The organism is Paenibacillus canaveralius, assembly GCF_047238265.1.
In the GTDB taxonomy this organism is placed as follows: domain Bacteria; phylum Bacillota; class Bacilli; order Paenibacillales; family NBRC-103111; genus Paenibacillus_F.
The window spans coordinates 3,490,378-3,510,424 of sequence record NZ_JBDFMM010000001.1; the positions used below are offsets into that span (position 1 = coordinate 3,490,378).

Here is a 20,047-nt window from a genome sequence, read left to right on the forward strand (position 1 = left end):
TTAATAGGTTTATTTTGGTTCGGTTTATTCATATGGATCCCACCCGGGAATCAGAATCAAAACTGCAGGCACAAGTAACTTAAGGTTCCGAATTCATAATCCCGGTAAATCACCCGGGGAACCGCTTTTTCTTGTCCGCTGCCGAGCGCCAGGAAAAACGGTACGAAATGCTCCGCTCTGGGCACGGCCATCCGGCTGTGGGGAGCGAGCGTTTCGTAACGGACCAGACTGTCCGTATCCCGCGTAAGCGTGCGTTCGATAAGCCAGTCGTCGAATTTGACGGCCCACGGCTCCGGTTCTTCTTGTCCCCAGTTCACCATCCGCAGATTATGGACCGTTACTCCGCTCCCGATGACCAGGATATCTTCTTCTCCGAGTCCCCGCAGAGCTTCACCGATAAGAATTTGCTTTTCAGGCGGAAGATAAGGGTTGACGGAGAGCTGGATGACGGGAATGTCCGCTTCGGGGTACATTTTGTAAAGAAGGGTCCATGAACCGTGGTCGAGCCCTCTTCCGGAATCGGTGACGGTCTCGATCCCCTTTTCCCGGAACATTCCTGCCAGCCGTGAAGCCAGCCCGGCAGATCCTTTGGCCGGATAAGTGATCTTATACAAATCGTCCGGAAAACCATAGAAGTCGTAAATCGTCTCGTACGTCCCGTCCGTCGAAGTCAAGGTCAACACCTCGCTCTCCCAGTGAGCCGTAAAAATGACGATCGCTTTAGGTTTCCACTTTTGCCCCAGTTCACGTAAAAATGACGTATACTCCGTATCTTGAATAGCCAGCGCCGGTGAACCGTGAGCTAAAAACAACGAAGGAATCATGTGCAGGTCCTCCCTTAAAATTTATTAAGTTACTTTTCGTAACCTAGTGTATGATTGTAACTTTATAATATCAAGTAATTTATTTATTTGCCGTTACTATATTTTTATTAGCTAAATGAGCGTATACTGGAGATAGGAGGGATGCCTGATGAAACAATCAAACTTATGTCCCCGTTTCGAAAAAGGAATGCAGCTCATCAGCAAACGCTGGGCCGGACTTATCGTTTATCAGCTTTTAGCCGGTCCGCAGCGTTTTTGTACGATAGAATCGAATTTGCCTTTAAGCGGGAAAATTTTGTCCGAAAGATTGAAAGAGCTTGAGCAGGAAGGGATTATCCGGCGGGATGTGTATCCCGAAACGCCGGTGAGGATCGAATACTCGCTGACCGAGAAAGGCCTTGCCCTGGAACCGATTATCCGTGGAGTGGAACACTGGTCTTCCGCTTGGCTTCAGCCCGAGTGACGTGCGAGGATTGACAGCGGGAATACGCGTACCTATACTATTGAGAGTTCGCATTTGCGCGTAAATGATTATCGTCCGCATCTGTTTGACGGAGGTGAGACCCATGACCATCAGCAGCCGCTTTGCCGTAGCCGTTCACGTTTTATCGCTGCTGGAGCTGAATAAAGAAGGACGCAACACATCCGAGTATATAGCCGGAAGCGTCAATACGAATCCCGTCGTCATCCGCCGGATTACCGGCATGCTGAATAAAGCCGGCTTGACCCGGACGAGCCCGGGAGTCGCCGGTGCCGCTTTGGGCCGTCCTCCCGCAGAAATTACCCTGCTCGATATATACCGGGCGGTTCAGGGAGACATGCAGGACGAGCTGTTCGCGATGCATGAGAATCCGAACCCGGACTGTCCCGTCGGCAAGAACATCCAAAGCACACTCGAAACCCAGTTCAACCGGGCGCAGCTCGCTATGGAACGGGAGCTTGCCGGTACTACGCTGGCCGATGTCGTAAGAGATCTTGCCCGCTGCGACTAACCCGTCCGCGGATTGTTACGGCGGGCTTTTGCCAGCATACGTATGTGTAAGCGGATTCATCGTTCATCGCCAAAAAAGACATCAACATTCCCGATCCGGGAAAGTTTGATGTCTTTTTTGGCGTGCGCTGCGGAAGAATAACCGGAGACGAGGGGCCGGAGACATAGCTCCCCCGCCTAAGAAGCCCCTGGACCTCCCGGCAGTTTTGACGTACGGGCAGGACTGCCGTCAAGCAGCAGCATGACGTACGGGCAGAACAGCCGTCAATCGGCGGTATGACGCGTTATTTGCCGGGAGCAGCCGGACCCGGGCGGGACATCCGGCAGCTTCCCGCGTTGTTAGCTGGAGCAGCCGATGGGCCCTACGGAGACTCATTTCCGCCGGAGCCGCTTTTTTTACAGGAACAGCTCTCCTGTTTGGTTACGCTCACGCTGCCGTTCGCCTGTTCGAATACGCCGACCATCCGCGATAGAAACGTATTAATGAGATCCAGCTGGTCCGCCGTGTACTCCTGGCACAATTCCCGGGTCCTATTTCCCAGGGGTCTGTACAGCGCCCCGATTTCATTCTGCTTCTCTTTGACTGGAACGATGATGACGCGGCGGCCGTCTTGAGGGTCCTTTTCCCTGCGCACGAATCCCGCCTGCTCCAGCCGGTCGATCAGAGCCGTGACGGTGCCCGTCGTCAATCCGGTCAGCCTGGCCAGCTCTCCGGCCGTGACCGGTCCTTTTTCGTTCAGAATATCCGCCGTTTTCAGGTCGGTATGTATGAACCCAAGGGAGTGTGCCGCATTTTGTTGAAAAAGAACGATACGCGTAGATAGTTTACGCATAAGCTCTGTCAGCTCCAGCACTTTCTCTTCATAGTCGGGTAAAACGCTTGACAAGTAAAATTCCTCCTCATAAACTAGAAATTATCTTGAAAATCAAGATAATTGGGTTGACGGGATGTTTATTATTTTAACGAATAAACCTTTTTTTGCAAAGGAGATGTCTTCCAGACGCCGAAGAAGGATCGTTAATCTTGGACCGAAACTTATTCAGAGGAGGATTACCCCTTGATTCAGAAAGACAACCATCTTAACAAGGTCGTTGCGGGACTGCTGCTGGCCATCCTGATGTCGGCCATGGATAACACCATTGTCGCTACAGCCATGGGCACCATCGTCTCCGACCTGGGCGGCTTCGACAAATTCGTCTGGGTCACTTCCGCCTACATGGTAACCACGATGGCCGGGATGCCGATCTTCGGCAAGCTGTCCGACATGTACGGGCGCAAACGCTTCTTTATTTTCGGGCTGATCGTTTTCCTGCTGGGCTCCGCCCTTTGCGGCATAGCCCAAAGCATCGTGCAGCTCAGCATCTACCGGGCGATTCAGGGAATCGGAGGCGGCGCGCTGCTGCCGATCGCGTTCACGATCGTATTCGATATTTTCCCGCCGGAGAAACGCGGTAAAATGACCGGACTGCTGGGTGCGGTATTCGGCTCGGCCAGCGTACTCGGCCCCTTGCTCGGCGCTTATATCACGGAATACATAAGCTGGCACTGGGTATTCTACGTCAACCTGCCGATCGGCCTCGTATCGCTGCTGCTCATTATGCGCGCCTACAAGGAATCTCCGCAGCATGTCGAGCAGCGCATCGACTGGTGGGGAGCGATTACGCTTGTCGTCGCGGTCGTGAGTCTTATGTTCGCCCTTGAGCTCGGCGGCAAGAAATACGCTTGGGATTCCGTTCCGATCGTAAGCCTGTTTGCGGGTTTTGCCGTGTTCTTCATCCTCTTCTTCATCATCGAACGGAAAGCGAAGGACCCGATCATCTCGTTCTGGCTGTTCAAGCGCCGCCTGTTCGCGACTTCCCAGCTTCTGGCGCTGCTGTACGGGGCCACCTTCATTATTCTGACGGTGTATATCCCCATTTATGTACAGGCCGTCTTCGGCGGTTCCGCGACGAACGCGGGCCTTATCCTGACGCCGATGATGCTGGGCAGCGTGGCGGGCAGCGCGATAGGAGGTATTTTCCAGACGAAAACGAGCTTCCGGAATCTGATGATTATTTCCGTCTTCTCGTTCCTCGTCGGCATGTACCTCCTTGGAGGGCTGACGCCGGAAACGAGCCGGGCTCTTCTGACCGTGTTTATGATCATTGCCGGTTTCGGCGTAGGCTTCTCGTTCTCCCTGCTGCCTACCGCTTCCACCTACGACCTGGAACCCCGGTACCGCGGCACGGCGACTTCCACGAACTCGTTTCTGAGATCGTTCGGAATGACGATCGGCATTACGATTTTCGGCAGCATTCAGTCGAACGTCTTTACCGACAAAATCCAGGCCGCCTTCCAGGGAATGAACGGCGGCGGAATGAGCGGAATCGATATGAGCAATCCGCAGCAAATTTTCCAGGCGGACAAGCGCGCCCTGATTCCGCCGGAGATTTTAAACAAGATCATTCATGCTTTGTCCGAGTCGATCGCCTTCACCTTCATGGCCGCCGTCATTCCGATCGTTCTGGCCGTAATTATCGTGTTTCTTATGGGGAACGCCCGCGTCGTACCCGCCAAAGAAAAAACCGGACAGCCTTCCTGACCGGGTAATAAATGGAGATGAACAGCCGGGATGGCTGCTCATCTTTTTTTGTTGAAATTTGTCTGTTTCATTCGTTAAAATTCGGGTATATAAACCCAACGGATTAATTTTGAAACACATTTTATTCAGTCTCAAGGAGATGGTAACTTACATGACCGGTCTGCAAATTAATCCCCAGTCCCTCGCGGACTATTTATTTACGCATGCGGAACACGGCTTTGCTTTATATTCCCCCGACGGTGTCTGGATTCAGGTAAACGAGCCCTGGTGCAGGCTTTGCGGCTATTCTGCCGAGGAACTCGCCCGCTTCACTATAAAAGATCTTATCCACCCGGACGACCGGAGAGACGAGGCCCCGGCAACGGCGTCCGCATCGGGCAGACATGTACAAACCCTTCGCTTTGTTCATAAATCCGGACGGGAAGTCCCCGTCCTGCTTACAAAGAGCCGTCTGAGCGGGAACCCACCCGGTACTCCCGACTATTATGTCCTGGAGGCGTCCGAGCTTTCACATGTCCTTGAAGACGCCCAAGCTTGGAATAAAATGAAGCTGCAGTACCGCCTCCTTTCCGAACATTCCCGGGATATTTTCTATTATACGGCCCCGGACGGAACGATTCTGGACTGCTCGCCGTCCATCCGGCGGATACTGGGCTATTCGCCCGATGAGCTTATCGGGAATAACGAGGATGTGCTTTATGTCTCTCCCTCCCATTTACAAATTCAGCCGTCCCCTTCCGCCGCCGGCGAAGAAAACGTGCGGCAAATCAAAATGATTCACAAAGACGGCCGTCAGCTCTGGTTTGATTTAAGCGTCAAGACGGTGATCGGCGACAGCGGTGAAGAACTTTTTCTGCGGATAGGACAAGAAATTTCGGACCGCAAAAAGAACGAACAATTTATCGCGGAAGCCCAGCGCATCGCCTTGATGGGGAGCTGGGAATGGGATATTTCAAGCGGCGAGATCTTTTTCTCGGACCAGCTCTTCCTGGTGGCGGGCATGGATCCGGAAGCAGCCGCTGTCCACGGCATTCTGGGCCTGGTCGGCGATGATCTCCGCCCCGCTTTTAAAGAAGAGGTCGATAAGGCCTTGGTAAACAAGGAACTCAGTTTCGAGTACCGGAGCCGGAGGGAGGACGGCGAAGACAAATACCTGCATATCCGCGGCCTTGTCACGTACTCTATTCAGGGCATTCCTCTTAAAATCAACGGCACCATTCAAGATATTACGGACCGCAAGCTGGTGGAACGCAAACTCCAGGAAACGGTCGAACGCTATACTTCACTGAAAAAATACAACCATGACGCCGTTTTGTCGATCGATCTGGAAGGAAAAATTCTGAACAGCAACTTGATGGCACAGCAGATGACGGGTTACGCGGTTCACGAGATGATCGGCGCCAAATTCTCCGAGCTCTTCCGCACGGAAAATATTACGGATATTCTCGAAGCTTCTTTGAAGGACACCTCCGCCGAAAAACGCATCGACAAAATTACCGACAAGCACGGCAACATCGTGGAAGTGCTGACAACGATCGCTCCCATTATCATCAGCGAAACGAACGTGGGCTACTACATTATCGCCAAAGATATCCGGGAACAGAAAAAGCTGATGATCGAGAAAGAAACCGCGGAAGCGACGAATAAAGCCAAGGGCGAGTTTCTTGCCATGATGAGTCATGAAATCCGTACGCCGATGAATGCGGTTATCGGGATGACGGACCTTCTGCTTGAAACAACTTCCCTCAGCTCCGAACAGAAAGAATATTTGAATATTATCCGCAAAAGCGGCGACACGCTGCTCGGCATCATCAACGATATTCTCGACTTCTCCAAAATCGAGTCGGGCGTAACGGAGCTCACCGAGGAACCGTTTGATATCCGCTCCTGCATTCTGGAGTCCGTTGATCTTCTGACGTCCAAAGCGATGGAAAAAAATCTGGAAATGACCTGCTCCATGAGCCAGAATATGCCTTCGGTCCTTCTTGGAGATGCCAAACGGCTCAAACAGGTCCTTATTAACCTGATCGGCAACGCCGTGAAGTTTACGAGTGAAGGCAGCATTACGGTTTCCGTCAAAAAGCAGGCCCAGTCGGAAGGAGCCGTAAAGCTTCTGTTCCAGGTCCAGGATACGGGAATCGGGATTCCGAAAGAGAAAACCGACAAGCTGTTCCAGCCGTTCTATCAGCTTGATAATTTCATGACGCGCGAAACGCAGGGAACCGGGCTCGGGCTCGCCATCTGCAAGAAACTCGTCGAGCTTATGGGTGGCGAGATCTGGGTGGAGCAGCCGGAAAAATCCGGCGCTCATTTCCTCTTCACCGTTGTTCTCAAAGAATTGGACCGGGAAGTTGGCACGCCTCTCCCCGAGAATACGACTGTGGAGAAATCTCCCGGTCATTCCCTCAAAATCCTCGTGGCGGAAGATAACCGGATCAATCAGCTCGTCCTGGTCAAAATGCTGTCCAACCAAGGCCATACCGTCCGCGTGGTGGACAACGGCAGCGAGGTCGTCGAAGCCGCGCTGACCGAACGTTACGATCTCGTGTTTATGGATGTGCATATGCCGGAAATAAACGGCCTGGATGCGGCACAGATGATCAAGGAAGCTCTCAAACCCGAAGAGTATCCGATTATCGTGGCCGTTACGGCAAACGCACTCAAAGGCGACCGGGAAAAATGTCTCGCCGCCGGCATGGACGACTATATCAGCAAACCGATATTCAGCCGGACCGTCAACGATACGATCCACAAATTCTTCTCTTTCCGGCAGGCGTAGTACCGGCATCCCCCGATTCGTACAGAAAAAGCTCCGTACAGGCTGCATACAGCTTGTACGGAGCTTTTTTGACTTTTGGGCGCTTGGTTGAACAGGCGATTTGAGCCGCCGGAAGCGGCGAATCGTCTGCCGCTACATTAAACCGTCCAGTACGGATTCTTCTATGCGGAGCGGATTTAACTCGCCCCGCAGCCAGACGAGCCGGAAGTTTTCGTAAGGAAACGCTTTGTTCTCCGGGAGCGTTTCGCTCGGGCCGAACGCTTTCTCCACGGAGAACTGCTGGGACCGGTGCGCCAGAAGAGCCCCGGCTTTGATTTTCCAGTAAGGCGCGGTTTTGAGCCTGATTACGGAAGGCTCGTCCTCCTTTACGCCCGCGAAGGGCAGGTTGTAATACAATTTCTGAACGTGAGGACACCGTCCGCCGAGAACGGCCTCGTTTACGGCATGATGAACGGCGATGTGATCCGGGTGGCCGCTAATACCGTCCGCCGGAAAGGTCACGACGACGGAAGCTCCCGTTTCGTTCAGAAATTCCGCCGCCGCATCCGCCAGCACCGCCCTGTCCAGCGCGGCCAGCTTGCCGTCCGGCAGCACGAGGTGCTTCACGGCCGATACGCCCAGCAAATCGCAGGCGGTCTGCAGCTCTGCCTCCCGCGCGGCGGATAGCTGCTCCGGAGACATGGGACCGAGCGGTCCCGGTCTACCCGCATCTCCGCGCGTAGCCGACAGCAGGACGGTGCGTATTCCCCGGTCCGCCAAAGAACGGATCAGGCAGGCGCTCGCGAACGATTCGTCGTCCGGATGCGCATATATAAAAGCGACTACAGGGGCCATATGTATCCGACTCCTTCCGGTTATGAGATTAAACTTTTCACAATCGTTTTAGAACGATTTCTTCGGCGATGCCGTCTACGTGAAGGTCTTTGCCATCCAGATACCAGACATCGTTTTCCTCCATAAAAAAGGTGACGCCTCCGGCTTCGGCCGTAACGGCCGGGTAATGCGGAGCATCTTTGATGATTCCGAATGTAAAGGCATCCTCGCCACCGCCGCTGTAACGCACGAAAATGCGCACTTGATCCCCATCGCCGAATCCCCAGTCTTTCCTGAAAAGATCCGCTGCGGTTTCCGTGATCTTAATTTGCATGCTCGGCTCCTCCTCCCGATGACTCTCCTGAACCGTGTTCACGATGAGTCGACTATGTACGCAATTTCGTTCCGGACCGTCCGGTCCGCCTTCCTCCTTATTATAAACCTTACACGGCCGCACGGGGCAAATATCGCTTGTTTTCCCAGGCTCCGGTAGGGGTATGTATACATAACCGACACATTTAGGAGGGAATGGACATGGAACAACCCAAAGGACAAGAAGTTCGCAACGAGAAAAATCCCGACCGCAATTCTCCCGAGCAGGAGCACAAGGTGGACCGCAAACAGGACATCGAGCCTCAGGCCGAGAAGTGGAATACACGCAACGAAATCAGCGGCACCCATCAGGATGAGAACAGCCGCAATTTATAAGGACGACCGCCCATGCGGCAGTGAAATAAAAAAAGCGCCGGGACTGAAAAGGGACTGACCCCAAAGCGTGAGACAAATTAAAACACCTTCAAGAGAACTCAACCATATCGTAAGATATGGGGACAACCTTGGAGGTGTTTTTGCATTGGCAACAAGAGTCAGCTACCCATTCGAACTTAAGATGAAAGCCATAGAAATGAGATTAGAAGGAGTTCCGGTTAAAGAGGTCATGGAGCAACTCGGGATACGGAATAAGACACAGCTAAAGGCGTGGATGAAGTGGTATCGGGAAGGTGACGTGCATCGGCTTGAGCAGCCTGTGGGGAAGCAATATAGCTACGGGAAGGGGCCGGCATATTCTTCAGAGTTAGAAAAACTACAGGCAGAAAACCGGTTTTTAAAGCAGCAATTGGACTTGCTAAAAAAGTACACGGAGTTGGAAAGGAGGTGAAACCCGAGGTCGTCGTTGCTTGGATCGAGTCCACTCGAGAAGAAGCTACGGTGACACAGGCTTGTGCGTGGCTTGGGATTGCAAGAGCTACCCATTATCGTTGGAAAGCAACTGTGGAAGCAAAAGTTCCAGAACCAACGGTGGAGAAAATCCGGGAACTTTGCATTCATCATAAATTTCGATATGGTTACCGGAAGATCACCGCGCTCCTTCGCACAGAGCAACGTATAAATCACAAACGTGTGCAGCGTATGATGCAGCAAGAGGGACTGCAATGTCGTGCCAGAGTAAAGAAACGCAAATCTACAGGGCAGCCAGCTTACATCGCAGAACACTTGTTAAAACGTCAGTTTGAGGCCGATGCTCCTATGCAAAAACTCGTAACAGACATTACGTATTTGCCGTTTGGCGGAAAAACCTTATACCTGTCGAGCATCTTAGACTTGTTTAACGGAGAGATTGTGGCCTAGAGTATATCTGACAAGCAAGACACTGAGTTTGTCCTGGACACGCTGGGTCAACTGCCCATTCTGTCGGGCGCCATGCTCCATAGCGACCAAGGCAGCGTCTACACCTCTCAGGCCTACCAAGAAGCTGTAAAGGGAAAAGGCATTACCATGAGCATGTCCCGCAAGGGTACGCCCGCTGATAATGCCCCCATCGAATCGTTTCATTCCACGCTAAAGTCTGAAACGTTCTATCTCGAAGGTTTAACCTGCACGACGACGGCAATCGTCGAGCAGACCATTCGAGATTACATAACTTACTATAACTCAATTCGCATTCAAACAAAACTAAACAACCAGTCACCGGTTCATTTTCGGCAACTGGTTGCTTAAACTTGAAAGGTGTTTTGATCCCTGTTTCACAAACGGGGGTCAGTCCCAAAGTCCCCCGGCGCTTTTTTACGCGGAATATTCTTTATTTTACCCAGTTTCCTTTGCGGAACACCGGCTCGATCGTACCGTCCGCGAGCTCCCCGTCGATGTCGAGTTCGGCGGAGCCGACCATAAAGTCGACGTGCGTCAGACTCACGTTGGCGCCTCTCGCCAGCAGTTCTTCCTGGCTCATCTTGGTCCCGTTCTCCAGGGTGAAGGGGTAGGCGCTACCGACCGCAAAATGGCAGGACGCGTTCTCGTCGATACCGGTGTTATAGAAGATCCGGTTCAAATTCGAAATCGGCGAATCGTGCGGCACCAGCGCCACTTCTCCGAGACGCTTCGCTCCCTCGTCCGTTTCGAACAGGGATTTGAGATGCTCCTGCCCGACTTCGGCCGTATAGTCGACCACGACTCCGTCCTTGAACGTGAGCTTGAACTTATCCACCAGACGGCCGCCCAGGTTCAGTGGCATTGTACTCGATACGGTTCCGTTGACTCCGTCGCGCTTCGGCATGGTGAACACTTCTTCGGTCGGCATATTGGCGACGAAATAATCGCCCTGCTCGTTTTCGCCCCCGCCGCCGAGCCACAAGTGGCCTTCGGGCAGCTCAACGGTCAGATCCGTTCCCGGCGCTTTATAATGAAGACGGCGGTACTTCTTGCCGGTCAGGCGCTCATGCGTCTCGGACAATTGAGCGATATGCTCTTTCCAGGCGGCGACCGGGTCGTCCTTGTCGACACGGTTCATTTTAAAGATGGTATCCCACATGACGGACACGCGCTCGTCCTCAGGCAAGTCGGCGAATACTTTGTCCGCCCATGCTTTAGTCGGCGCTTTGACAAGACACCAGCTGAATTTATGGTTGCGCACATAACTCTGGAAACGTTGTCTTGCGATCGAAGCCGCTTTGCCGGCACGGGATATTTTGCCCGTATCGATGCCCTTGAACAGTTCCGGATCCGGCACCTTGATATTCAGCAGAGCCCCGTTGCCTTCGGCCAGCTGCTCCATCATTCTCGCCGTCCACTCCGGATAGAAATCAAACGACTCGTCAGGCGCGGATTCGTACCGGATGCGTGTCGTCTGCTCATCGCTCCAGTTAACCTCAACGAATTTGGCCCCCGCTTCGTAAGCTTTTCTCACGACATGACGCGTAAATTCCACACTTTCGATCGGTGATTCGATATACAAGATCTGTCCCGGTTGAATGTTAACGCCTACTTTTACGACCAGTTCGGCATATTTCTCCAGCTGTTTCTGGAATGATGTCATGAAGGAACCCCCTATGTAAATGATAACTGAGCACCCTTTTACTCTACTCCTCCTCCTCCAAAAAAGAAAGTCCGCTCCAAATAACGAAGCATCGGCTGAATTTCTTTCCCCTATTCCGTTATGCCCACATAGGCATGCCAATCATCTATAAGAAGTCTTTATTTTTTCGAAAAAGTAAGAAATCAAGAGGAAAAGGATGATTTAAGCGTTATCATCCGCCTTTTTCCAAATGAAACGCTCTCCCCTCTTCGTTATAATGTCTTGTAGTGATCAACGGCCCCGACTTTCCTGAGAGTGGAAAGTCACCCTATTCATCTGCTGAACCTACAATAGAGGAGGATTATCAACTTGTTTAGACAACTGAATAGAACCTGGTTTTCCAATCCGCGCAGCGACATTTTGTCCGGGATTACGGTAGCGCTGGCGCTTATTCCGGAAGCTATCGCTTTCTCGATTATCGCCGGGGTCGATCCCATGGTCGGATTGTACGCTTCGTTTACAATGGCGCTCGTCATTTCTTTCTTCGGAGGCAGACCCGGCATGATTTCGGCAGCCACCGGAGCGATGGCGCTCGTTATGGCTCCGCTTGTCAAACAATACGGCCTGGAGTACCTGTTCGCCGCGACGGTTCTGACCGGAATTCTTCAATATATTCTCGGTCTGCTTAAGCTCGGCAAACTGGTCCGCTTCGTGCCCCAATCGGTTATGACCGGGTTCGTAAACGCGCTTGCGATCCTTATTTTTATGGCGCAGCTTACTCATTTTGCCGGTCAAAGCTGGGTCATGTACGCGCTCGTCGGCGTCACACTGGCCATTATTTACATCCTGCCGAGATTCACGAAGGCGTTTCCGTCCGCGCTTGCGGCCATTATCCTGGTTTCCATCGTCACCATTTCTTTCGGGATCGGGGTTAATACGGTCGGCGACATGGGCCGGATCACCAGTTCGCTACCTTTGTTCCATGTGCCGCAAGTCTTGTTTACATGGGAAACCCTGACAATCATTTTCCCGTATTCCCTGTCTCTCGCTTTCGTCGGCATCCTCGAATCGCTGCTCACGGCCACGATCCTCGATGAAATGACCGATACGCCGAGCGATAAAAACCGCGAAGTCCGCGGTCAGGGTGTCGCTAACGTCGTAACCGGCTTCTTCGGCGGAATGGCGGGCTGCGCCATGATCGGACAATCCGTCATCAACGTCAAGTCGGGCGGACGGACCCGGTTGTCCACGCTGGTCGCCGGTCTGTTCCTTCTGTTCCTGATCCTGGTGCTCGGCCCCGTCGTCGAGAAGATTCCGATGGCCGCTCTCGTCGGCGTCATGATCATGGTCTCCATCGGTACGTTCGATTGGAAGTCCATTCCCCAGCTGGCGAAAATTCCGCTGTCCGATGCGCTCGTTATGATCGTCACGGTAGCGATTGTCGTCGCCACTCACGACTTGTCCAAAGGCGTATTCGCGGGCGTCCTGATCAGCGCGGTCGTTTTCGCCTGGAAAATGGCCAAAATACGCACGACGGCAAGTGTGGATGCCGCCGGTACCAAAACATATACGGTATCCGGACAAATGTTTTTCGGCACCATGACGCATTTCATCGAGCAGTTCGACTATATGAACGATCCGCAGCGGATCGTGATCGACTTCTCCCATTCCCACGTATGGGATCATTCGGCCGTCACGGCTATTTCCAAAGTGGTACAGAAATACGATCTTCTCCAGAAACACGTATCCGTCACGGGGCTCAATGAAGAGAGCCGCCGGCTCGTGGAGCGGGCCGGCCTTTCGGCCCCGGGCGGACACGGCTAAACAGAGCACGTTCCGGCAGTAAGGAACCGCCCCGTCTTGTACATGGGCGCGTTCCCCGCCGGAACGTGCTTTTTTTACCCGCCCAATCCCGGCTCTGATTCAATAAGCCGCAAAAAACGCCGGAACAAGCATCCTGCCCTCCGGTTGTGTTTTTATCTCCGATTGCGTTACTATGGAATAAAAACCGTCGCTGCTTACTGTCAGACGCAAGTAGGAATATTTACGCCTGTCTTCATTTGTGACGGAAGGAGGCCACCATCTTATGGAAGAAGTCATCATTGTCGGAGCCGGTCCTTGCGGAATCTCGGCTGCCGTCGAACTCAAGAAAGCGGGCATCCCCGCGCTCGTAATCGAGAAGCACTGCATCGTGAATTCCATTTATTTGTACCCGACCCATCTCCAGTTTTTCAGTACGCCCGACCTGCTGGAAATCGGCGATATCCCGTTTACGACGCCCAGCGACAAGCCCAGCCGCCAGGAAGCCCTTTTTTATTACCGCAACGTTGCCCGACATTTCGATCTGAACATCCGGAGTTACGAAGAAGTCACTTCCATCCGTAAGAAGGACGGCCGTTTTATCGTCACTTCCGTAAACCGCGGCGGGCGGCAGATCGAAACCGAGGCGAAGCATGTGGTCATTTCAACCGGCTATTTCGATACGCCGAACCTGCTCGGAATTCCGGGAGAGGACCTTCCGAAAGTAACCCATTATTACCGGGAGGCACATCCCTATACGAATATGAAGGTCGCCATTATCGGCGGGAACAACTCAGCCATCGATGCGGCTCTCGATCTGATGCGCGTCGGCGCGGAAGTTACGGTCGTATACCGGCAGGAGCAGATGTCTCCGTCCATCAAGCCCTGGGTGAGACCAATTTTCGAGAGTATGGTCGCCAAGGGCCATATCCGCATGCTTTACTCTTCCCGTGTCGTACAGATCGACGACCTGTCGGTAACGGTCGACACCGGCGGAACGCAAACCGTACTCGATAACGATTTCGTCCTCGCCCTCACCGGTTTCCGGCCCGACCGGACCTTGATGATCGAATCGGGCGTGGAGCTTCAAGGCGAGCATCTGAAGCCTCTCTATGATCCAGAGACCATGGAATCCAATGTGCCGGGTCTGTATGTCGCCGGCGTTATCGCTTCGGGCCACAACGCCAATGAAATTTTCATCGAGACGGGCCGCAAGCATGGCGTGGCCATCGCGCGGCATATCGCCTCGAAGCGGGATAACGAAGCCAACAGCTAAATCACCCCGGCTGCCGCTGCCTGGCAGAAGCGCCGAAGCGATAAGGAGGAACCGGCTTGTTCGAACGGAAAGATTACTTATTGACGATGATCACGCAGATGACCGAAGCGATTGCCACCCGTATCCTCAAGCTGCGCAAAGAGAAAAAGCACGCGGAAGCGCTGGCCGCACTTGGCGAGCTGTACGGACGGATGCAGCTTCCTCCGTCCAAGCTTCTCGGCTCCGTTCCGGAGGAAGACGCCCTGCGCATGCTGATGACGGGGGCCTCGCTGAGCGGCGAGAAGCTTCTGGCGGCCGCCAAGCTGCTCCGCGAGGAAGCGGACATTTACGAAGAAATGTCCGGAGAGCGCGAAGCTTACCAGCGCAGAGTCAATGCGCTGTATTTTTATTTGACGGCGGCCGAGCTGGGTGCGGAATCGGACGATATTTCCCTTCATGCAGAGATCGCCTACTTGAACCACCGGTTGAAAGCGTACCGCCAGCCTCCGCATGTCCTGTTCAAGCTCATGGAGTACTGCGCCGCTGCCGGAAGCTATGACGAAGCGGAGAACCTGCTCTATGAGCTGAAAGGCAGAGGTGCCCCGGAAGACGCCGATCTTCCCGGGTGGGGCGCCGCCTTCTACCGGCGGCTGCTCGCTTGCAGCGACGACGAGCTGCAAGCGGGCAAGCTTCCCCGCGACGAAGTCGAAGCGGGCCTGCGCGAGTGGCAGGCCGCCTGGCCCGGGCTGTCGGCTGGCGGGACAGGCGCCGCCGCCGGGAGCGCGGAGAGCAGCGGCTGACCCGGCGGCTGGCTACCGGCCGCTCTGCTCTCGCAGCGCCACGGCGCCCGGCGCCCCAGCGGCAGAGCAGCGGCAGAGCGCTTCCCCGAAAAAAAGACCGTTCCGTACAGCCTCGCAGGCTGGCGAAACGGTCTTTTTTCTTGCCGTACTTCATGGCGTATTTCATTCCGTAATTCTTCCGTACTTCTTGCCTTACTTCTTGCCGCTTTCTTGCCGTCTTCTTCCGTACTTCTTCCGTACTTCTTCCGTACTTCTTCCGTACTTCTTACGGCCGCTTATCAAATCCGTCAGACTCCGGCTTGCTTACTGGAGTCCCCGCACTTCGAATTCGTAGATCCGGGCCGCCGTATCTCCGCCCTGACTCGCTTTGATAATGTTCAGCTTAACATAGCGCGCCTTCACCAGCGCGACCGCGTCATGCGTTTCACCCGCACGGTTCCCCTTAACTTCCAGGATATCCGTCCACGTAACGCCATCCGCACTCACCTGCACGGTGTAGTCGCTCGTGTTGAACCCTGCCCATTCGCCGCCCGCTTCGGCATGCTTCAGGACGAATCCGCTGATCGTCTTCTCCGCCCCCAGGTCCACCGTGAGCCAGTGAGGCAGGTTGCCCAAGGCGCACCATTTGCTGTTGCCGGTCACCTTGCCGTCCACCGCGTTTGCCGCTCCTTCGGCGGGACCGCAGATGTTGTCCGCATGGGCGGTTTTGCCCAGCGCCAGGTTAGCGGCCGCACCCGCGTCTTTGCGGACGGTTATAAGCGCCTGCTTAGTCACGGAGTCTTGGCCCGAGCTGTTTTTGGCCGTAAGCGTGACGCTGTACGTTCCTTCCTCGGCAAACGTGACGACCGGCTCTTTGTCGGTGCTTGCGGAAGGGCTTCCTCCCTCGATCGTCCACAGCCACTGTTCGGTGACTTCCGTCGACTGGTCGATCAGCTTCACCTGCTCACCGGGAGCGACAAGCGTTTTGTCCGTTTTAAAACGGGCCTCCGGTTTCGGATAAGCCGGCCAGTTGATCGCCGTTTTCGCTGCCTGCCCTGCCCGGTACTGCCCGCTGACCGCGACCACCTTCAGTACGGTCGTGTCTTCTTTATTGCTTCTTTTCATCTCGGGAACATAGTAAACGTTGTTGGGAGTAGCTCCTATGAACTCCTCTTTACCGTCCGGAAGCACGCGATAAATTTCATACTGCTTCACATCCTTGCCCAGAGCCGTCCATTCCAGGCGGGCATCTCCGTAAATGCCGTCGCGGAAATCGGAGCCGGTTACCTTCAGATCTTTAACGGCCGGCAAAGGCGCCTGCATCTCCTCTTTCACGCTGCTCACCGAAAGCTTGCCGATGTTGATCGCATAAGCCGGAATCGTTTCTTTCGAGTCGAAAACCAGCGAAATCGACGTTACTTTTTTTCCTTTATAAGGCGTCAAGTTAAACGTTTCGGTCGTCCAGCCCGGCTGAATAGTATTTTGCACGTCCAGATAAACGACTTCTTCCTTCGGCCCCGCAAAAGTCAAGGCGACTTTCATTCCCGGCTTCTGCGAAGTTTTATACGTAATCGACAGTTTAGTGGCCGGTTCGACGGTCAGGTCCGTCCGGTACAGCTTGAGTGTCGTCGCATTGGCCGGACTCAGCGTTCCTTCCACCTTGAGCGAACTGCCGCCGTAATAAGCGTCCGACCAGTCGAGGCTCGGTTTAAGCGCCGTTCCTTTGCTCTCCCCCAGCCAGCGCCAGGTCGGCAAAATATCCTGCAGGCTGCGGTTGTTCCATCCTTTATCCCGCACAAGTTTGCCGTCCGCGTAGTACTGCTGCCCGCTTCCCGTGTTGAAATGAGTCACGAACGGCAGCTTGTTGACCGGGGATTGCTCGGCCACGTAATGAGCCATTCCTTTCCAGGCAAGGTTTGTCTCCGTGTCGGAAGGATTACCGTTTTGGCCGACCCAGAATTTATTCTCCCTGGCGAAAAAATCCTTCATGCTCTCCGCGCTGTTAAACGCCCAGTCCGGCCGGTAAATGCCCAGCGAAGTCGCCGCCGGCTTGCCTTTCGGGAACAGCATGTCCCACTGGATGCCGGTGTCGTAGCCTTTGGCCTCGACATCGATGCCCGCGAACAGCTCGTATGGACTCCGGCCCAGGCTTTTCGCTTTGGCGGCCGAGCCGGCCAGATCCCTCCACCAGAAGTTAAGGAACATGCTGTCCGAAACTTTCTGCCGTTTGTCCTGCAGGAACATCTCGTTCTTGTCGTTCAGCGCGTTCTGCCAGTTGATCGAGCCGTCCTTGGTCATCGAATCGTACCACATGATCTGCATGGACGCGGATTTGCGGGCTTCCAGATAGGTCAGGAACTCCTTCATCTTCTGCGCATCGGCCGGGGTTCCGCCCTCGGTTTCCTGGTTAATGAACCAGCCGTCGAAACCGTACGTTTTCGCCACCTCGATCAGCTTGTCGGCCACCGGGAACGACCCGTCCGGCTTCTGCTGGAGCGTCTGCTTCACCCAGTCGAATTTGCCCCCGTACACGCTCGGCGGGAAAAAGACGGTGCCCATGATCGGCACGCCGTTCTTGTGGGCGGCGTCTATCGCATCGGCGCTCGGAGGCACGATGATGCCTTCTCCGGCGGAGCCTCCCCAATAGACCAGCTTGTCCACATACTGCCAATATCCGAACGTATTGGCCGTGAACTTGTCGGAACCTTGGGAAGGAACGCCGCTCGTTCCCGCATTAAGCGCGGAAAGCGCCACGATTTTGGGCTCCTTGGACGCGTTTGCGTTCACCTTGTCGCCCGTAAAGCGTTCCTGCAGCGGGATCGAGCCGCGGTTGAACTTCGCGTCGGGATCGGAACCCGGGCTCCATTTCAGCAATTGCTCCGGATACCAGTACGAGGAATGAGGCTGCGCCGCGGATGCGGATAAACCCATTGCGGCGAACGCCGTGATGGATACGGCCAGACTGACGCCAATCTTTTTCATTTGTGACCTCCTATGTATGTTGAGACTTTCGCGGGCAGCGGGATGGCAACAACCCTTTGAGAATGACGCGCCGGACCGCTCCCGCTGCCGGATGAGCATTCTGAATAATTTCCCTCCCGTTTGTCTCCGGCTTGGCAATGATTACGCTTTCATTATAACAATGGGATTATTTCCGTTCCTAGTGGACGAATTAAAGGTTGCATGTACATATTAAATACGGTTGGCGGAAATTTCCTTCACGCTGTCAGCGCAATACGGAATCCATGCAAAAAAAGCGACAGCATGTCTGACATCGCCGCTTCAGGTAAACGATAGTACGTTTTTCGCACACTATCTGCTTAAATGAGAGAGGAATATCACGACCGCGGCCGCTTCTTATAAGGAGAAGGTGCTCTTACTTCTTCTCCGCTTTCCATTTATCAAACTGTTTTTGAGCTTCGGCGATGACTTTATCGAGGCCGGCGGCCTTCATTTTTTCCATCGCTTTCGGCAAATATTCGCTCGGATCTACGGACCCTGTCATAATGGCCGGGTAAAACTCCCGGGAGATGGCGGAGATGGCCGCCACTTCGGTTTTGACCGGATCGACGTCGAAGTTGAAACCGAACGTCGGCGACACTTTCGCCGAATCGTTAAACTTCTTGAACGCTTCCCACTTGTCGGCCGGTTCTTCTTTGTGCAGGTACGTCAGATACATGTTTCCGAGCGCGAAGCCCGGCATCTGGAAGCCGTCTTTCATAGCGGGCAGATCTTCGATGACATTGTCGGACACTTTCTTGTAGTGGGTGCCTTCGATTCCGAAGCTGAACAGGTTGCGCAAATACTTGTCCGTGTTGAGCAGATTCAGGAACATCATGGCGCGCTCCGGATTTTTGGAGTTTGCCGAGATCGCGTGCATGGCTCCGGAAGCCGAGCCGGTGAACACGACCGGATCCTGCATCGGGGTCGACACGATGTCGTAGCCTGCGCTCCGGGACCAGCCCAGATCCGCGTATGGCTGCGTGATTTCGCGGTCCACGAACCATTTGCCCGTCTTGATATTGTCGATGCCGTCAAGCGTGGCGACATCCTTGCGCAAATATCCCGCCTGGTAGTATTTGCGGATCGTTTCCAGAGAAGTTTTCAGCTCGGGGGTTTCCAAAATATTGACGAATTTGAAATCCGAAGCGTTGTCCCCGATCTTCATTCCGACCGGGAATTCGTCTCCGAGAATAAAGTCATACGGAATATAAGGCTTGAACCCTTTCGGCACGGCAAGCGGGGTAATGTCTTCCGGCTCGCCTTCTTTAATCTGCTTCAGATACGGCTCCAGGTCTTGAAGAGTACGTACTTTGGTTATATCGATCTTGTATTTGTCCACGTATTTCTTGTTGAAGCGCCATACCCACTGCTCGCCGAGCTCCTTGTTGACCGGAACGGCGTAGTTCTTTCCGTCGATTTTGGTTCCTTCGAGAAAACGCGGATCAAGCTCTTCCTTGATGCCCTTGCCGTATTTGTCGAGCAGGTCGTTCAGCGGCATAAACGCGCCCTTAGCCGCATTTGTCCGGTATTCGAACGCCCACGAGGACGTGAAGGCGATATCGAAATTTTCGCCCGACGCGGAAAGCACCTGCATCCGTTTGGAATAATCGCCCCAGTCGATCATCGTAATATCAAGCGTGGCGTTAATCTTTTCCTTCACATATTTATTGATCTCTTCCTGGACTTTAGGCAAATCCCGCTGCGGACCGCCGATCAGGTACACTTTCAACTTAACTTCCTTCTCGGTCGAATCGCCGGCTCCCTGCTTGCTGTCTCCGCCTTCGCTTTTGCTTCCGCACCCTGCGAGCAAAGATCCGAATGCCAGCATAAGTACGAGCATAAACAGAAGCGCTTTTTTTCCCGCCATTCCTGATTCCTCCTGACAAAATCATAATGATAACGCTTTCTTTATAGGTATGACCGTTCCCC

The 20,047-nt window shown here is 53.9% G+C and carries 15 protein-coding genes and 1 pseudogene; 9 read left to right on the forward strand and 7 right to left on the reverse strand.

Annotated features, from left to right (window positions below; genetic code table 11):
• Positions 1-56: 56 nt before the first annotated feature.
• Positions 57-824 (reverse strand): DODA-type extradiol aromatic ring-opening family dioxygenase, encoded by a 768-nt coding sequence (locus ABC395_RS15625; protein ID WP_413004495.1) that lies wholly within the window; start codon positions 822-824, stop codon positions 57-59.
• Positions 825-972: 148 nt separating this feature from the next.
• Here ABC395_RS15625 and ABC395_RS15630 point away from each other — a divergent pair, with 148 nt between their 5' ends.
• Together ABC395_RS15630 and ABC395_RS15635 are read left to right on the forward strand one after the other, a co-directional pair.
• Positions 973-1,287, forward strand: coding sequence for a winged helix-turn-helix transcriptional regulator (locus tag ABC395_RS15630; RefSeq protein ID WP_413004497.1), 315 nt, complete (start codon positions 973-975; stop codon positions 1,285-1,287).
• A gap of 103 nt (positions 1,288-1,390) precedes the next feature.
• Entirely contained in the window at positions 1,391-1,816 is a 426-nt protein-coding gene (locus tag ABC395_RS15635; RefSeq protein ID WP_413004499.1) for an Rrf2 family transcriptional regulator, read from the forward strand.
• A 361-nt stretch (positions 1,817-2,177) separates the two neighbouring features.
• On the opposite strand, the gene ABC395_RS15640 is transcribed toward ABC395_RS15635, so the two are convergent.
• Positions 2,178-2,648, reverse strand: a complete 471-nt coding sequence (locus ABC395_RS15640) for a MarR family transcriptional regulator (RefSeq protein WP_413006756.1) — start codon at positions 2,646-2,648, stop codon at positions 2,178-2,180.
• Between the two features lie 225 nt (positions 2,649-2,873).
• Here ABC395_RS15640 and ABC395_RS15645 point away from each other — a divergent pair, with 225 nt between their 5' ends.
• Positions 2,874-4,397, forward strand: a complete 1,524-nt coding sequence (locus ABC395_RS15645; RefSeq protein WP_413004501.1) for an MDR family MFS transporter — start codon at positions 2,874-2,876, stop codon at positions 4,395-4,397.
• A gap of 151 nt (positions 4,398-4,548) precedes the next feature.
• A complete protein-coding gene (locus ABC395_RS15650) occupies positions 4,549-7,176 on the forward strand; it encodes a PAS domain S-box protein (RefSeq protein WP_413004503.1) in 2,628 nt (875 codons plus the stop codon).
• Positions 7,177-7,308: 132 nt separating this feature from the next.
• Here the strand turns inward: ABC395_RS15650 and ABC395_RS15655 are convergent, their stop codons facing one another.
• A complete protein-coding gene (locus ABC395_RS15655) occupies positions 7,309-8,010 on the reverse strand; it encodes a PIG-L deacetylase family protein (protein WP_413004505.1) in 702 nt (233 codons plus the stop codon).
• Between the two features lie 37 nt (positions 8,011-8,047).
• Complete coding sequence (locus ABC395_RS15660) at positions 8,048-8,323, reverse strand: HesB/YadR/YfhF family protein (RefSeq protein ID WP_413004507.1); 276 nt, start codon at positions 8,321-8,323, stop codon at positions 8,048-8,050.
• Between the two features lie 200 nt (positions 8,324-8,523).
• Here ABC395_RS15660 and ABC395_RS15665 point away from each other — a divergent pair, with 200 nt between their 5' ends.
• Both ABC395_RS15665 and ABC395_RS15670 read left to right on the forward strand, forming a co-directional pair.
• Complete coding sequence (locus tag ABC395_RS15665; protein WP_413004509.1) at positions 8,524-8,697, forward strand: hypothetical protein; 174 nt, start codon at positions 8,524-8,526, stop codon at positions 8,695-8,697.
• 145 nt (positions 8,698-8,842) lie between these two features.
• Positions 8,843-9,987: pseudogene (locus ABC395_RS15670) on the forward strand (IS3 family transposase).
• A gap of 82 nt (positions 9,988-10,069) precedes the next feature.
• On the opposite strand, the gene ABC395_RS15675 reads toward ABC395_RS15670, so the two are convergent.
• Positions 10,070-11,302 (reverse strand): aminopeptidase, encoded by a 1,233-nt coding sequence (locus ABC395_RS15675; protein ID WP_413004511.1) that lies wholly within the window; start codon positions 11,300-11,302, stop codon positions 10,070-10,072.
• Positions 11,303-11,650: 348 nt separating this feature from the next.
• On the opposite strand from ABC395_RS15675, the gene ABC395_RS15680 reads away from it, so the two are divergent.
• From ABC395_RS15680 to ABC395_RS15690, 3 genes are all read left to right on the forward strand, one after another.
• Positions 11,651-13,105, forward strand: coding sequence for a SulP family inorganic anion transporter (locus tag ABC395_RS15680; RefSeq protein WP_413004513.1), 1,455 nt, complete (start codon positions 11,651-11,653; stop codon positions 13,103-13,105).
• A gap of 262 nt (positions 13,106-13,367) precedes the next feature.
• On the forward strand, positions 13,368-14,357 hold the full coding sequence (locus ABC395_RS15685; RefSeq protein WP_413004515.1) for a YpdA family putative bacillithiol disulfide reductase: 990 nt from the start codon (positions 13,368-13,370) through the stop codon (positions 14,355-14,357).
• Between the two features lie 56 nt (positions 14,358-14,413).
• Entirely contained in the window at positions 14,414-15,136 is a 723-nt protein-coding gene (locus ABC395_RS15690) for a DUF6483 family protein (RefSeq protein ID WP_413004517.1), read from the forward strand.
• Positions 15,137-15,439: 303 nt separating this feature from the next.
• On the opposite strand, the gene ABC395_RS15695 is transcribed toward ABC395_RS15690, so the two are convergent.
• Positions 15,440-18,097, reverse strand: coding sequence for an endo-beta-N-acetylglucosaminidase (locus ABC395_RS15695; protein ID WP_413004518.1), 2,658 nt, complete (start codon positions 18,095-18,097; stop codon positions 15,440-15,442).
• Between the two features lie 394 nt (positions 18,098-18,491).
• Complete coding sequence (locus ABC395_RS15700) at positions 18,492-19,985, reverse strand: ABC transporter substrate-binding protein (protein ID WP_413004520.1); 1,494 nt, start codon at positions 19,983-19,985, stop codon at positions 18,492-18,494.
• Between the last annotated feature and the right edge of the window lie 62 nt (positions 19,986-20,047).

Excerpts from the sequence above, each read along its gene's own strand:
- ABC395_RS15660 (WP_413004507.1), bottom strand. The coding sequence starts at position 8,323 with ATGCAAATTAAGATCACGGAAACCGCAGCGGATCTTTTCAGGAAAGAC.
- ABC395_RS15675 (WP_413004511.1), bottom strand. The coding sequence starts at position 11,302 with ATGACATCATTCCAGAAACAGCTGGAGAAATATGCCGAACTGGTCGTA.
- ABC395_RS15665 (WP_413004509.1), top strand. The coding sequence starts at position 8,524 with ATGGAACAACCCAAAGGACAAGAAGTTCGCAACGAGAAAAATCCCGAC.
- ABC395_RS15695 (WP_413004518.1), bottom strand. The coding sequence starts at position 18,097 with ATGAAAAAGATTGGCGTCAGTCTGGCCGTATCCATCACGGCGTTCGCC.
- ABC395_RS15685 (WP_413004515.1), top strand. The coding sequence starts at position 13,368 with ATGGAAGAAGTCATCATTGTCGGAGCCGGTCCTTGCGGAATCTCGGCT.
- ABC395_RS15640 (WP_413006756.1), bottom strand. The coding sequence starts at position 2,648 with ATGCGTAAACTATCTACGCGTATCGTTCTTTTTCAACAAAATGCGGCA.
- ABC395_RS15625 (WP_413004495.1), bottom strand. The coding sequence starts at position 824 with ATGATTCCTTCGTTGTTTTTAGCTCACGGTTCACCGGCGCTGGCTATT.
- ABC395_RS15630 (WP_413004497.1), top strand. The coding sequence starts at position 973 with ATGAAACAATCAAACTTATGTCCCCGTTTCGAAAAAGGAATGCAGCTC.
- ABC395_RS15700 (WP_413004520.1), bottom strand. The coding sequence starts at position 19,985 with ATGGCGGGAAAAAAAGCGCTTCTGTTTATGCTCGTACTTATGCTGGCA.
- ABC395_RS15650 (WP_413004503.1), top strand. The coding sequence starts at position 4,549 with ATGACCGGTCTGCAAATTAATCCCCAGTCCCTCGCGGACTATTTATTT.
- ABC395_RS15635 (WP_413004499.1), top strand. The coding sequence starts at position 1,391 with ATGACCATCAGCAGCCGCTTTGCCGTAGCCGTTCACGTTTTATCGCTG.
- ABC395_RS15655 (WP_413004505.1), bottom strand. The coding sequence starts at position 8,010 with ATGGCCCCTGTAGTCGCTTTTATATATGCGCATCCGGACGACGAATCG.